Source organism: Bacillota bacterium (genome assembly GCA_040754675.1).
In the GTDB taxonomy this organism is placed as follows: domain Bacteria; phylum Bacillota; class Limnochordia; order Limnochordales; family Geochordaceae; genus Geochorda.
In genome coordinates, this window is record JBFMCJ010000061.1 from 1 (window position 1) to 12,820 (window position 12,820).

Consider the following 12,820-nt stretch of genomic DNA (forward strand, 5'->3'; position numbering starts at 1 on the left):
AGGCGCAGGGTGGCAGGCAGCTCGAGGTCCTGTCGGATGCGCCTCCATGCCCCGTCGAGTTGCTCCGGCGGGATGGGCATGCGCCATCACCCCGGTCGAAGACGAGGGGGGCGAGCCCCTGGGCCTCCTGCGTCACCTTGTGGGCGGCCAGCGCGTCCAGTACGTCGGAGGGCACCTCTACGTCGCGCCGGCTTGCCTCCGTCTTGAGGGGAACCAGGCCCGAGGCGCCCTCGGGGGTTCGGTTCCACTGCTGGCGGACGCAGATGCGGCCCCCCTCGAAGTCGATGTCGGCCCACGTCAGGCCCAGCAGCTCCCCGCGGCGCAGGCCAGCGGCCATCGCCACCAGGAAGGAAGAGGGTGACGGCTGCGTCGTCCTGCTGCTGTTCGATGATCTTTCGAGCAAATGGGCTGCCAGCCGCCCGCGCGGCAAACCGTGCGCCTGGGCCACGACCTGCAACGCGCGAAATGCCTCAGGTGTCAGCCTGATGCAAACCTTAAAGAGCAGCCCGAAAATCGGCGTGACATCGGCCGCGTCGGGAGATGGGGGCTCGAGGCACACCCGGGGCTTATCTTGCACTACACGTCGGCGGCGGCCGACAGGGGCCTTCCGCTATGAAGACGAAGCGTTTGGTCAGCCAGCCGCCCGTGCTCGACCTGTGCCAGCGGAGAGACGGACGCCCCAAGCCGGCGAGGGAAAACGGCGCAACGCGGGATGAGGCAACGGAGGCAACGAGGCCATCCGTGCTAGAATTCCCCCCGGGAGATGAAGCGACCATGACCTGGCGAGATCTGATCGAGGTGAACCCCGCTGTCCTGAAAGGTAAGCCGGTCATCCGGGGAACCCGGGTTCCGGTGCATCTGGTCGTCGGAAACCTGGCTGGGGGCGCGTCCATCGAGGAAGTCACGGCCGCTTATGCGATCACTGAAGAACAGGTGAGGGCGTGCCTGGCGCTTGCCGCCGAGATCCTCAACGAGGAAGAGTTCCTTGCGCTTTCTCGTGGATGAGTCCGTGCCCCTGCTGATCACCCAGCAGCTTCGGGCCGGCGGGTTCGAGGTGTGGGATCCCCGTGAGCAGGGCCCGCGTGGACTTCCGGATGAGAGCTGGCCCGGATCGCCACCACGCAGCGCCGCGTCATCGTCACGCAGGACCTGGAGTTTGGCCGTCTGGCTGAGCAGGGCTGGACTCCGGCGGGCGTCGTGTTGTTACGCTTTCCGTCGATGGTACGCCCGAGTACGGTGGCGGAGTCCTTCCGCTCGTTTATGGCGGCGGGCGGCGCCGACGCGATCGAGGGGCACCTGGTGGTCATCACGCCAAGTGGGGTACGCAGGCGGCGTCTGCGCCCCGGGCGCCCAGGGTGATCCGGAGCGTTCGGCCCGTCGCCCTGCGCAGCGGCGGCCCCGGCGTTTCGCTTCGTAGAGGCCCAGGTCGGCTGGGCGCAGCAGCTCCTTGAAGGAACGGCCATGCTCGGGATGATGTATCGGCTCCGTCCCTGAATCCGTCCCTGAACCGGGGCGTAACAGCCGGATTCTCTGGGGACAAGACGCATGGCAAACCCGCATGGTTGCGCTATTCGGCCACCTGGAGAGCGTGTGAGGTCCTACCGGGCCTCCGAGGGTTCGAATCCCTCCCAAGTTGCCTGACCCCCTCAAACCCCGTGTCTGCCGTATCCTGTGCCCTGAGGACGGGCCAGTACTGAACCCTTCGGCCGTCGCGCTCCTCACCCACAAGCCTTCAGGCCGGGGCAAGGGCGTCGTTCGTCTTGACCCGGCAGCCTGCCGACCACGGGGGAGCCCTTCCTGCCAACGGGTGTCATAACCTCTTGCATTGCGCCTGGGAATCGTGTAAACTTTCTGCAACAATCTCCTACCGAGGTAGTAGGATGGCTCGGCGGCCAACGCTGCTGCAAGCGCTTCAGGATCTGGGGCTAAACCAGACGGAGGCCAAGGTCTACCTGGCCCTGCTTTGGGGCAGCCCCGCCAACGGCAACCAGATCAGCCGCGCCTCAGGGGTGCCCTCGGCCAAGGTCTACGAACAGCTCGAACGTCTCAAAGAGATGGGCCTGGTGGCTCCGGTAGGCATGGGTGGCGAGTTTGTCCCCCTGCCCTTCGAAGACCTGCTCCGACAGCGCAAGGCTCGCCTCGAAGAGGCCGGTGAGCTGTTGCGCAGGCACGCTGCCCGGTCCATCCAGCGCTTCACCGGTGACGTGCTCTGGCAGGAAAGGGGGTACGGCTCGCTACTGGAGAAGGCTGGCGAGCTCATCCGTTCCGCGCAGGACGAGGTATTGTTGAGCCTCTGGCTCAACGAACTTGCCCGGTTGAAGGGCGCCGTTTTTGATGCGCTAGACGGTGGAGCCCATGTTTCGGCGATTGTGTTTTGCAGTTCGGACGAGGCCCGAGCCATGGTCGGCGACGCCACGCCGCGCCAATTGGAACGCCTTCACCTGTTTCCCCATGCCTCCCTTCCCACGGTCTACCTGCGCCACGCCAATCAAGCGGCCCTGGTGGTGGACGGGCTGGTGGCCATGTTGATGGATGGATCCGGCCCGGAAGGCTGGATAGGGGTCTGGAGCGGCAACAGGGCGGTCGTCACGCTGGTCACCAACTACATCCGCCACGACATTTACGTCAACAAGATTTACGCCGACTTTGGGGATCAGCTGCGCCCCGCCTACGGGCAGTATTTCGAGAAGCTGCTGAACATCCGGCAGGGGAGCCTTCTGGACAGGATTCGAGACGAAGTCTCTGTGAAAGGGGGCCCGAGATGAAGCGAGTCGAGCCGGCCTTCGGGGTAAAGCTCGAACCGCCGTACTTTGATGAGGGCAGGTGGGTGTCGCCGTTCAACTACTGGCCGGAGGTGCGGGAGCAAATGCACCTGCCCTCACAGATCCGCATTCACGATGTCACGCTACGCGACGGAGAGCAGACCCCTCGGGTCGCCTTCACGCCCCAGGAGAAGATCTTTCTCGCGCAGGAGTTGGACAAGCTGGGCGTTGCCTCCATTGAACCCGGGCTGCCGGCCACGCCCGAGGATCGGGAGGTGATTCGCACACTGGCCGGTATGGGGCTGCGGGCCAAGATCGTCCCTTTGGTGAGGGTTCGAGAGGAGGACGTCAAGGCCACCCTGGAGGCGAACGCTGACGGGATGCTCCTGGAGTTCGGCATCAACCCGTATCTCGTCAAGTACGTTTACGATACGACCCCCGACGCCCTCATCGACCAGATCGCCGAGTACTCCCGCTGGGGCAAGGCGGCCGGGATGTATGTGGAGTTCATGGGCTGGGACGTCTTCCGCATCCCAGACCTCGATTACATCCGCCGCTTCTTTGACGGCATCCTGCAGAAAGGCCAGCTTGACCGCATTACCGTATCCGACACGTTCGGAATGTCCCATCCCCTGGCCATGTACGCCTTCATTCGGAAGCTGAAGTCATGGTTCCCCGGCGTGCCCATCGGGCTGCACATCCACAATGACTTCGGCCTGGCTACGGGCAACGCCATCACGGCCGTGGCCGCCGGCGTCGACGAGGTACACTGCTCCGTCAACGGGCTGGGCGAGCGAGCCGGCAACGTGGCCACCGAAGAGGTGGCCGTCGCGCTGGAGCTGCTGCTGGGGGTGCCCACCGGCATCGACCTGAAGCGGCTCAAGCAGGTGTCGGATCTGTTTGCCGAGACTTCCAAGGTTCGCCCCGCGACCAACAAGCCCATCGTTGGGGACAGGCTGTTTGAGGTGGAATCCGGTATCGTGGTACACGTCCTGCGCCAGATGGCCCGGACCGATGTCGGCAAGCATGCGCTCTTTCCCTACCCGCCGGAGGCGGTCGGCCGCGAAGGGTACGCCATCATTGCTGGAAGAGGAAGCGGCCATAACTCGGTGCAGGCCTTCCTCCAGGAGCGGGGGCTCTCCGCCACGCCGGAGCAAGAGGACGAGATCGTACGGCGGATCAAGCAGGCCGGTCTTGTCATCAAGAACGGCCTGCCCAAGTCGGTCCTCGAGACGATCATTGCGGACGTTCTGGGCGCTGGAAAGGGGGCGTGAGCCAATGGAGGAATTTGAATGGGGTGGGCGCCGGGTTGTGCTCATCGACCTGAGCGACACGCTCGAGAACGAGACGGCGCCGTTTGAACCAAACCGCCATGAGATTCGCTACATTGACCATGTAGAGGGCATGAAGCTGGGGGCCGAGATCTTCAAGCTCTCTCCAGATGTGCTGTCCAGGATCTTCCCGAGAGGGTACGCCTGGGCGGTCGAGGTTGCAACTCTCTCGTCGCACTCGGGAACGCACGTCGACGCCCCCTATCACTATGGCCCTCGCATGGTGGACGGGCGGCCTGCCCGCCCCATCGACCAGGTCCCGCTTCGCTGGTGTTTCGGCGACGGCGTCGTGCTGGACATGACCCACAAGAGGCGCGGGGAGGGCATCACCGCACGAGACATCGAGGAAGCCCTTCGGAAGATCGGCTACGCCCTCAAGCCCTACGACATTGTCTTGATCCGTACGGACACGTACAAGCGATTCAAAGAGAAGGGTTACGACGTGCTCCATGCTGGCCTGACCCGGGAGGGGACGGCTTACCTGGTGGAACGGGGCGTCAAACTCATCGGTATTGACGCCTGGGGCATCGACCGGCCTTTTGACGTGATGTTCAAAGAGGCACTGGAAGGCCGGTATGAATTCTGGCAGTCACATTTCTACGGATTGGAGAATGAGTACTGCCAGATCGAGAAGCTGGCCAACCTCGACAAGATTCCTCGCCCCTACGGATTCACCGTCATGGCATTTCCTGCCAAGATCAAGGGGGCCAGTGCGGGCTGGGCTCGGGTCGTTGCTCTGGTCGACCTGGGAGCCGCTTGAGGAGAGGAGGAAAACCATGAACAAGATCGCCCGCAGAGACGTGTTGAAGGCCGCGGCGCTCGCCGGGATGTCGGTTCTTGTTCCTGGCTCCCGGAGGCTCCGTGCGCAGACGGGGGCTCCCGTTCGCATTGGCTGCACCCTTCCTCTGACCGGACCATTTGCCGATACCGGCACTTGGGTGCAGAGAGGTTACGAATACTGGGCGGAGGAGGTAAACGCCAGGGGAGGCCTGCTCGGCCGTCCCGTAGAACTCCGGGTGTTGGACGACGCCTCCAGTGTAGAGCGAGCGACCAGCTTGCTTGAACGCCTGATCTCGGTTGACCGGGTGGATCTGATCCTCGGAGGCTATCCGGGCACCTCGGCCGCGGCCCAGATGCTGGTGGCCGAGCGCTATCGCAAGGTTTACATCTCCATGGGAGGCCACATGGCTTCCTTCAGTCGCGGTTTCAAGTACTCCTTTGGCGCTCCACCGCTTATGGGCGAGTGGTGGTACACAGGTGTCTGGAAGTGGCTGGCCACGATGAATCCGGCCGAGCGGCCACAGCGAGCTGCGGCCATTACCCTCAATAACGCGATCGGCCAGGCTGTCCGGAAGAACATGGTTGACGGTTTGAAGAGCCTGGGAATACCACTGGTGGTTGACGAACTCTACACCCTGCCGCTTGCCTCGGCCGAGCCCCTGGTGCAAAAGGCGAAAGGGGCGGGCGCGGACCTCTTCATCGCCAATGGCTTTTTCGGTGAGGGCGTGCAAACGGTTCGCGCCATGAAAGCTCTCGACTACAATCCGAAGCTCTTCCTCCAGGGCATCGGATCGATCATACCTGAGTGGGTCAAGGAGCTCGGGCCAGATGGGGACTACGTGGTTTCTGGAACCCCCCTGCACCACAAGTTGCCTTATCCAGGGCTCTCCCGGCTCGTTGACGTGGTGAAGGCGCGTTTCACTCTGGACGAACCTCCGCAGTACTTCCTGTTCGGGTACGCGTGGGCGCAGGCTCTGGAGAAGGCGGTGGAAGGCAGCAAGAGCCTGGGGGACGACGACCTGGCCTCCTATCTGAGGCTGCATCCCATCGACACCATCGCCGGGAGGCTGAAGTTCGGCGAGACGGGGCTTCCCGAACCGTACGAATACACGACGCAGGTGATCAACGGCAAAGTCGAGTTGATCTGGCCCCTCTTTGCCCGAACTGCCGATCCGGTCTACCCGAGGCCACCGTGGAGAAGATGAGCGGGTTTGCATCTGGCACTTGTCAATCTTCATTCGGGCGGCCGACATGGAACAGACGGTTCAGGCCCTGATCAGCGGCGTACTCCTGGGATCCGTGCTGGCCTTCCTGAGCGCCGGCTTTAGCCTGGTCTGGGGGGCTACGGGGACCATCAACATCAGCCACTCGGCCCTTGCGGTAGCGAGTGCGTACCTGGCGTATTCGCTTGCCTCTCGGGGGCCAGGAGGGCTCGCGGTGAGCCTGCTGGTGAGCGCACCGTTCGGGTTCGCCGTGGGGGTGCTGGTGTACAGGGTGTTGGTCCGGCCGGCCGCCCGGCGCGCGCAGGATTTCTCCCTGGCCACGCTCGTCATCACTTTTGGCCTCAGCATCGCTTTTGAGAATATCCTGGCAGGCCGCTGGGGGCCAGGCCCCCGGGTGCTCAACCTGTCCGTCGCCGGCCGGTCGGTTGCACTTTTGGGCGCCAGGGTGCCGCTTGCGACTCTGCTCGCCGCGGCCCTGGCCTGGCTGGGCCTGGCAGCCTTGTGGGTGTTCTTGTATCGGAGCCACCCGGGCAAGGCGGTCCGCGCGGTCTGGCAGGACCAGGTGGGGGCCGCCCTCTACGGGATCGACCGCGACCGGGTCACGGGGCTCGCTTTTGGTCTGGCCGCAGCGACGGCCTCCCTGGGAGGCATCGCAATGGGAATGGTCTACGCCTTCAGCCCGACCGTGCACATCGAATGGCTCATCTGGGCGTTTCTCATCGTGATAGTGGGCGGAGTGGGAAGTCTTTACGGAGCTGCGCTGGCAGGGTTGCTGATTGGTCTCGCGAGTACCGCCGTCGGCCTGTTGATTCCGTTCTCCTGGACGCCGCTCATCCTGTTCGGCATGCTGATGGGGGTCATCTTGTGGCGACCCACCGGGCTGTTCCGTTTTTGAGCATGGTCGTGGCGAGTGCAGTTGCAGCGGCGGTGCCTCTGCTGAGGCCGCCGGAGTACGCCCTCTCCTTTCTTTATTTCACCTTCCTGTACTCGGCCATGGCGGTGGGATGGACGATCCTCGGCGGCTTCACGGGCTACCTCAGCTTCGGTCATGTGGCCTTCCTGGGCATCGGGGGGTACACTGCAGCGCTGGCGAGTCTAACCCTACTGCCTTCCGCCGGGCTTGGGCCACCGGCGAGCCTGGCCCTGCTGATGTTGTTAGGGGGCGTGGTGGCCGCGGCTGTCGCGTTGGTGGTAGGGGCGCCGCTTCTCCGTTTGCGGGGCCCCTACTTCACGGTCGGCTCGTTGCTCTTTGTCAAGGTGCTGGCCGTTTTGGTCCTCAATACCCCATTTCTAGGCGGCGGCGCGGGACTGTGGCTTCCCATGCCACCGCTTGATATCACCGGCCTCCGACGGTTGGTCTACTTTGCGACACTGGGCCTTGCCGGGCTGGCCGTTCTTGTGGCTTGGCGCATCCAGCATAGCAAGGTCGGCCTGGGTCTGCGCGCCATTCGAGAAGATGAGGACGTCGCCGCCGGGTTGGCGGTGGATACGTTACGGCTCAAGCTGATCGCTCTTTGCGCCAGCGCCGCGATCACCGGCATGGCCGGCGCCGTCTATGCGTTCGAGCGCGGCAACATCTATGTGGAAACCATGTTTGACCTCAACATCTCGGTGCTGGTCGTGCTGAGCGCTTTGCTGGGTGGCGCGGGGCACTGGGCCGGGCCGCTGCTCGGAGCCTCACTCGTCCGCATCCTGGACGAGTTTCTCGGCGTTTACGTAGGCAAGGAGACGGCGAGGGTGCTCTTCGGCTTGATGCTGGCGCTGGTCATGCTGTTCCGGCCGAAAGGGATGCTGGTGCCGGCGACCGCAGTGGGGTGGACGCGCAACTTGAAGCCGTCGGCGAAGGAGACGCAGGACGTTGCTGCAACTTGAGCGCGTATCGAAGTACTTCGGCGGCCTCGCCGCGCTAAGCGGGGTCTCGCTACAGGTGGCAGCCGGGGAGATCCTGGGGGTCATCGGTCCCAACGGCTCGGGGAAGACGACCCTGTTCAACGTCATCGCCGGCACTTACCTGCCCACCCAAGGGCGACTCTGGCTGGATTCAAGGGAGATCACCCGGAGCCCTCCCCACATTCGGGCTCGCCTGGGCATTGCCCGGACCTACCAGATCCCCCGGCCCTTTCATGCGCTCTCGCCCCTTGAAAACGTCCTGGTGCCGCTCAGCGCCGGGCAGGGGCTACCGCTTTCGACGACCATGGAGGATCGGGCCTTTGATCTGCTTTGCCAGGTGGGCCTGGGGCCCAAAGCCAACACCCCGATCCACCACCTCTCTCTAATCGAGCGCAAACGCCTGGAACTGGCCCGGGCCCTGGCCTTGAACCCGCGGTTTCTCTTGGTGGACGAGGTCTTCTCCGGGCTGAACCCCGCCGAGGTGGGCGCGGCGGTCGACCTTGTTCGGGGCATCTCAGGCGAGGCCAGACTGGGAATCGTCATCGTAGAGCATAACATGCGGGTCATCATGAGCCTCTGCAGCCGGGTCGTGGTTCTCTGCTTCGGACGGAAGATTGCCGAGGGAAGCCCCGAAGAAGTGGCGGCCAATCCCGAGGTGATTCGCGTCTACCTGGGGGAGCGACGTGCTTAGGGTCAGCGGGCTTGATTTCGCGTACGGCCAGGCGGTGGTGCTGCGAGGGGTATCCCTGGAGGTAGCCCACGGGGAGATGGTGGGCATCATCGGGCCCAACGGGGCGGGCAAGACGACCCTGCTGAGGCTCATCTCCGGGCTGCTTCGGCCTCGGCAGGGGGAGATCTGGTTTGGGGAAGATCGCGTTGATCGCATGCCGCCTTACCGTGTCGCCCGGCTGGGTCTGGTGCATGTGCCGGAAGGGCGCCACCTTTTCCCCGGGATGAGTGTGCTCGAGAACCTGGAACTCGGCTGGCGCGTGCGTCCGGACGGGCCCTTCCACAAGCGGTTAGAAAGCGTCTTCGACCTTTTCCCGACCCTGGCACAGCGGCGCCGCCAGCTTGCGGGAACCCTCTCGGGCGGCGAACAGCAGATGCTGGCCATTGGGCGAGCCCTGATGGCAGCACCGAAGCTGCTTCTCCTCGACGAGCCTACCCTGGCCCTTTCCCCGGTACTGGCCCACCAGATCTTTGTGAGCCTTTCTGCCCTGCATGCCCGGGACGGGCTGACTATCCTGCTGGTTTCTCAGGAGGTCGCCAGCACCCTCACCATGACGCAACGGTGTTACGTGCTGGAAAACGGCGTCTTCGTGGAACAGGGCATCAGCAGAGAGCTGTATCGCAACCCGCGCATCGTCCAGGCCTACCTGGGGGTTGCGTAACCTCAGCGTACGGTCAGAACCCCTCGGGCGCTATCCGCGCTTCGAGCTGGCGGATGGCCCTCAGCGTCGGCTGGTCAGTTTACGGGCAAATTGTCAACCAGGGGAAAGGATCCGGTTAACGTTTGGCGAATCCCTGCCCGCAGTGGGGCTGCCCGGGTCAGATTTCCGTCGCCTTTCGCCAGGGACGGACCCTGCAGCCCGCAACTCGGGGAGGAGTCGCACGCTCATGTACGGCAGCATGCAGCAGAGCACCGCGCGTCGTGTCGAGATTCAGGAGATGGCGCTCGTGGGCCTCTTCACGGCTGTGGTTGTCGCCATGGCACTGGTGCCGCCCATCACCCTGCCCCTGAGCCCGGTTCCCATCACCCTGCAGACGCTGGGTGTGATGCTCGCCGGGTGCGTACTGCGGCCGCGGGCGGCCGCCCTCTCGCTGGTCGTTTTTCTGCTGCTCATGGTGGCGGGAGCACCGGTGCTCCCCGGCGGCCGGGGCGGGGCCTCCTACCTTTTCGGCCCGACCGGGGGATACCTCTTAAGCTGGCCGCTGGCCGCCTGGGCCATCGCCTTGTTTACCCGGCGGTTCCCGGGACGCTTCTGGGGCTACCTGCTCGCCAACGTGCTGGGTGGCATGCTGCTGGTCTATGCGATAGGGGTGCCCGTACTGGCGGCGGTGGCGGGTCTCTCCTTCCGGCAGGCCGTGATAAGCGGGGCCCTTCTTTACGTCCCGGGCGACCTGCTCAAGGCCGCAGCTGCGGCTGCCTTGGCCCTCGAACTCCGCCGCCGCTACCCGGTGCCCCGGCCAAAGCGGTGAGGTCCGGAGCAACGACGCAGCGTTGCCGGCCCCGTGAGGCCCCGCTATACGGCTGCCCTGGCTGCCAATGGCGGCGGGCTAGAACATCCGCCGCCTCGCCAGCCACCACGCAGCCGCGCCCGACAGGAGAGCGATGCTCACGAGGACGCCCCAAAAGGCCACCGGCGACTCCTGCATGGGCAGCGGCACGTTCATGCCGTACAGGCTCGCCACGATGGTCGGCAGCGCCAGCACGATGGTCACCGACGTCAGGAACTTCATCACCATGTTGAGGTTGTTGGAAATGACGGAGGCAAACGCATCCATCATGCCGCTCAAGATGTTGCTGTAAATGTCGGCCATCTCGATAGCCTGCCGGTTTTCCGTGATGACGTCCTCCAGGAGCTCCCTGTCTTCGTCATAAAGTTTGAGCACCGCCGGCGGCGTGATCGTGGCGTCATTGGCGGTGGCGCCGTTCGTGGGGCTGTCGCTTCGCAGGTGCAGCCGCATCAGCTTGTCCATGACGATCTGGTTCGCGCGCAGCGACGTGGTGAAGTAGACGAGGCTCTTGGCCAGTTCCAGGAGCTTGATGAGTTCCTCGTTTTTCAGGGACTGGTGCAGCGCCCGCTCGATCTCGTCGGTTCGCCGGTCGATCTGGCGCAGGTAGCGCAGGAACTGCGCCGCCGTACGGTACAGCACCTGCAGCACGAAAAGCGTTCGCTTGGCCGTGTGAACGCTCGGCTGCTGAACAAGCTGCGCGACGATCTCGTTGGGTTCGAGGCAGACCGTCACCAGGTGGGCAGGGGTGACGATGACGGCAAGCGGCAGGGTCTCATAGCGGGTGAGCGATGGATCGGGCCGCACCACGGGGCAGCGCAGCAACAGCAGCACCCGCTGGCCGTCGACTTCGACGCGGGGCTGTTCCTCGGCGTCGAGGGCCGCCGTCAGGAAATCGGCCGGGATGTCCAGGGCGCTCGCAACCGCGGCCACCTCCTGCTCGCCGGGCGCGACCAGGTTGACCCACGAGTTGCGCTGCGTCATCTCGTCGGCCTGTGTGAGTCTCCCCTCCCGGGTCACATATGCCTTGATCATCCATGGCCACCACCGCCTTCACCAAATGGCACCGCACAACAAAAGCGCATGGGCCCCGCGTCGAACCTGTCGCGGCCCCTATTCGCCGGGCAATCGAGCACACCTTTCGCGTTGCGTGGCGTCTAAGACCCGTGGCGGCTAAGACCCGCCGAGCAGCCGCGTGAGTCGCCTCACTTGCGCTCGGTGTCCTCCGGCCCGATTATACCCTCACGCTGAGCCTTACGGGCCAGTACCTCAACCCGGAGACAGGCTTTCCGAGGCTGGACCGGCTTCTCAGGTTTCTCAGGTGGGACCGGGCCGCGGGCCTTGTGCGGTTACGTGGCGCAACACCGCCAGGCCGCTGGCCGCCTGCAGCGCCACCAGGCGGGGAATCTCGATGGCCCGGTAGTTGAACTGCTGCTCGAGCTCCTGGGCCCACCGGCTGAAGGCTTGCTCTGCCTGGTCTCGAACCCGCTCAATCACCTCCCGGGGCGCCCGGCCCTCCAACAGCACCTCGTCGCACAGGCGCAGGAAAACGCCCAGGTTGAGCAGCTCGTAAAACCGCATGACCAGCTCGCTGTCGAACGCCTCGGCCACCGTCGCCGGCCGTTCGAGTTCGGGGTCGCTCTCAGCCCACTTCTGCCTCGCCTCGAGCTGCCCCGGGAGTTTGGCGACCCGTTCCTCGAGTGTGGCCAGCATGGCCCCCACGGAGTCGCCCGCCGGCCGGCCGGATATCTCCACGTGCACCCGCAGCGCCTCCAGCCCCGGCCCCACGATGGCGAGCCACTCCCGGCTCGCCTCGATCGCCCGCCGCACGCTTTCCCGCCGGCTCCGCCCGGTCGGCGTCTCGTCCTGGATGCGGGCATCGTAGAAGTACGGCACCTCGCACACGAAGCTCAGCGCGCCGTACCGCCCGGCGTACTCCGCCGACGAACCGCCCCCGTGCATCATCTCGGGCACGCGCTGCTCATCGACGAACCGGGCGAAGTAGTCATACGCCTCCCTGGCCTCGGGCAGCTTGTAGATAGCCTGCTCGAACCTCCGCACCCACGGCATCTCGGGCTCCCCGAGCGCCAGCGGCACGCCGACCTCTCGCACGATGCCGTGAAGTTCCTCGTAAAGGGTTCGGCTGCGGCCAGAACCGCCGCCCGTCCCGGCCCCGTACCCGGGGCCAGCGCCCTGCCCGCTCTGCGCGCCGCCCTCCACCGCCCGGCTGATGTAGAAGTAGACCCCGCCGAACCCGGCGTTGTGCAGCGAATACACGAAGTGTGGCCGCACCTCGTCAATCAGCCGCATCAGCGCCCGCGTCTCCGGCATCGGCCGCTCGAAGTGCGCCTTGCGGTAGTGCAACGGGAACGTCCACTCCACCTGCTGCGTCCCCGGGGGCCGGTAGAAGTGCCGGGCGTAGTTCGTCACGGTGAACGGCCCGTCGAACCAGCCCTCGTTCAGACGGGTGCTGTCCGGATCTGCGCATGGCACCATGAACCACGTCGTATGGAGCCGCTCCGCCAGCCCCGAGTTGGCCACGAGGTGGTGGGCGAGGAAGTCGATGGTCATCGCGCCCACCGGCTCATTCGGGTGCGGG

The 12,820-nt window shown here is 64.9% G+C and carries 14 protein-coding genes; 11 read left to right on the forward strand and 3 right to left on the reverse strand.

Going from position 1 to position 12,820, the window contains the following annotated elements:
• Positions 1 to 457 (reverse strand): site-specific integrase (locus tag AB1609_05615; GenBank protein MEW6045945.1); only part of this gene is annotated, 457 nt, incomplete at its 3' end.
• 317 nt (positions 458 to 774) lie between these two features.
• Between AB1609_05615 and AB1609_05620 the strand changes: the two genes are divergently transcribed.
• The 11 genes from AB1609_05620 (at position 775) to AB1609_05670 (ending at position 10,185) form a co-directional block, all read left to right on the forward strand.
• On the forward strand, positions 775 to 1,005 hold the full coding sequence (locus AB1609_05620) for a DUF433 domain-containing protein (GenBank protein MEW6045946.1): 231 nt from the start codon (positions 775 to 777) through the stop codon (positions 1,003 to 1,005).
• Positions 1,006 to 1,110: 105 nt separating this feature from the next.
• Entirely contained in the window at positions 1,111 to 1,359 is a 249-nt protein-coding gene (locus AB1609_05625) for a DUF5615 family PIN-like protein (protein MEW6045947.1), read from the forward strand.
• A 521-nt stretch (positions 1,360 to 1,880) separates the two neighbouring features.
• A complete protein-coding gene (locus AB1609_05630; protein MEW6045948.1) occupies positions 1,881 to 2,765 on the forward strand; it encodes a helix-turn-helix domain-containing protein in 885 nt (294 codons plus the stop codon).
• Positions 2,762 to 4,036, forward strand: coding sequence for a hypothetical protein (locus AB1609_05635; GenBank protein ID MEW6045949.1), 1,275 nt, complete (start codon positions 2,762 to 2,764; stop codon positions 4,034 to 4,036). The genes AB1609_05630 and AB1609_05635 overlap by 4 nt, the downstream gene beginning before the upstream one ends.
• Before the next feature lie 4 nt (positions 4,037 to 4,040).
• Positions 4,041 to 4,853, forward strand: coding sequence for a cyclase family protein (locus AB1609_05640; protein MEW6045950.1), 813 nt, complete (start codon positions 4,041 to 4,043; stop codon positions 4,851 to 4,853).
• 16 nt (positions 4,854 to 4,869) lie between these two features.
• On the forward strand, positions 4,870 to 6,078 hold the full coding sequence (locus AB1609_05645; protein MEW6045951.1) for an amino acid ABC transporter substrate-binding protein: 1,209 nt from the start codon (positions 4,870 to 4,872) through the stop codon (positions 6,076 to 6,078).
• Between the two features lie 19 nt (positions 6,079 to 6,097).
• Complete coding sequence (locus AB1609_05650; protein ID MEW6045952.1) at positions 6,098 to 6,991, forward strand: branched-chain amino acid ABC transporter permease; 894 nt, start codon at positions 6,098 to 6,100, stop codon at positions 6,989 to 6,991.
• Positions 6,961 to 7,968 (forward strand): branched-chain amino acid ABC transporter permease, encoded by a 1,008-nt coding sequence (locus tag AB1609_05655; protein ID MEW6045953.1) that lies wholly within the window; start codon positions 6,961 to 6,963, stop codon positions 7,966 to 7,968. The genes AB1609_05650 and AB1609_05655 overlap by 31 nt, the downstream gene beginning before the upstream one ends.
• Complete coding sequence (locus AB1609_05660) at positions 7,955 to 8,677, forward strand: ABC transporter ATP-binding protein (protein ID MEW6045954.1); 723 nt, start codon at positions 7,955 to 7,957, stop codon at positions 8,675 to 8,677. Before AB1609_05655 ends, AB1609_05660 begins: the two co-directional genes overlap by 14 nt.
• Entirely contained in the window at positions 8,670 to 9,377 is a 708-nt protein-coding gene (locus AB1609_05665; GenBank protein MEW6045955.1) for an ABC transporter ATP-binding protein, read from the forward strand. The genes AB1609_05660 and AB1609_05665 overlap by 8 nt, the downstream gene beginning before the upstream one ends.
• Positions 9,378 to 9,603: 226 nt before the next feature.
• Positions 9,604 to 10,185, forward strand: coding sequence for a biotin transporter BioY (locus AB1609_05670; GenBank protein ID MEW6045956.1), 582 nt, complete (start codon positions 9,604 to 9,606; stop codon positions 10,183 to 10,185).
• A gap of 78 nt (positions 10,186 to 10,263) precedes the next feature.
• On the opposite strand, the gene AB1609_05675 is transcribed toward AB1609_05670, so the two are convergent.
• Complete coding sequence (locus AB1609_05675) at positions 10,264 to 11,256, reverse strand: magnesium transporter CorA family protein (GenBank protein MEW6045957.1); 993 nt, start codon at positions 11,254 to 11,256, stop codon at positions 10,264 to 10,266.
• A gap of 282 nt (positions 11,257 to 11,538) precedes the next feature.
• Positions 11,539 to 12,820 (reverse strand): hypothetical protein (locus AB1609_05680; protein ID MEW6045958.1); only part of this gene is annotated, 1,282 nt, incomplete at its 5' end.

Bases quoted from the DNA above. Each gene is read 5' to 3' on its own strand.
- AB1609_05620 (MEW6045946.1), top strand. From the start codon at position 775: ATGACCTGGCGAGATCTGATCGAGGTGAACCCCGCTGTCCTGAAAGGT.
- AB1609_05630 (MEW6045948.1), top strand. From the start codon at position 1,881: ATGGCTCGGCGGCCAACGCTGCTGCAAGCGCTTCAGGATCTGGGGCTA.
- AB1609_05635 (MEW6045949.1), top strand. From the start codon at position 2,762: ATGAAGCGAGTCGAGCCGGCCTTCGGGGTAAAGCTCGAACCGCCGTAC.
- AB1609_05640 (MEW6045950.1), top strand. From the start codon at position 4,041: ATGGAGGAATTTGAATGGGGTGGGCGCCGGGTTGTGCTCATCGACCTG.
- AB1609_05645 (MEW6045951.1), top strand. From the start codon at position 4,870: ATGAACAAGATCGCCCGCAGAGACGTGTTGAAGGCCGCGGCGCTCGCC.
- AB1609_05670 (MEW6045956.1), top strand. From the start codon at position 9,604: ATGTACGGCAGCATGCAGCAGAGCACCGCGCGTCGTGTCGAGATTCAG.
- AB1609_05675 (MEW6045957.1), bottom strand. From the start codon at position 11,256: ATGATCAAGGCATATGTGACCCGGGAGGGGAGACTCACACAGGCCGAC.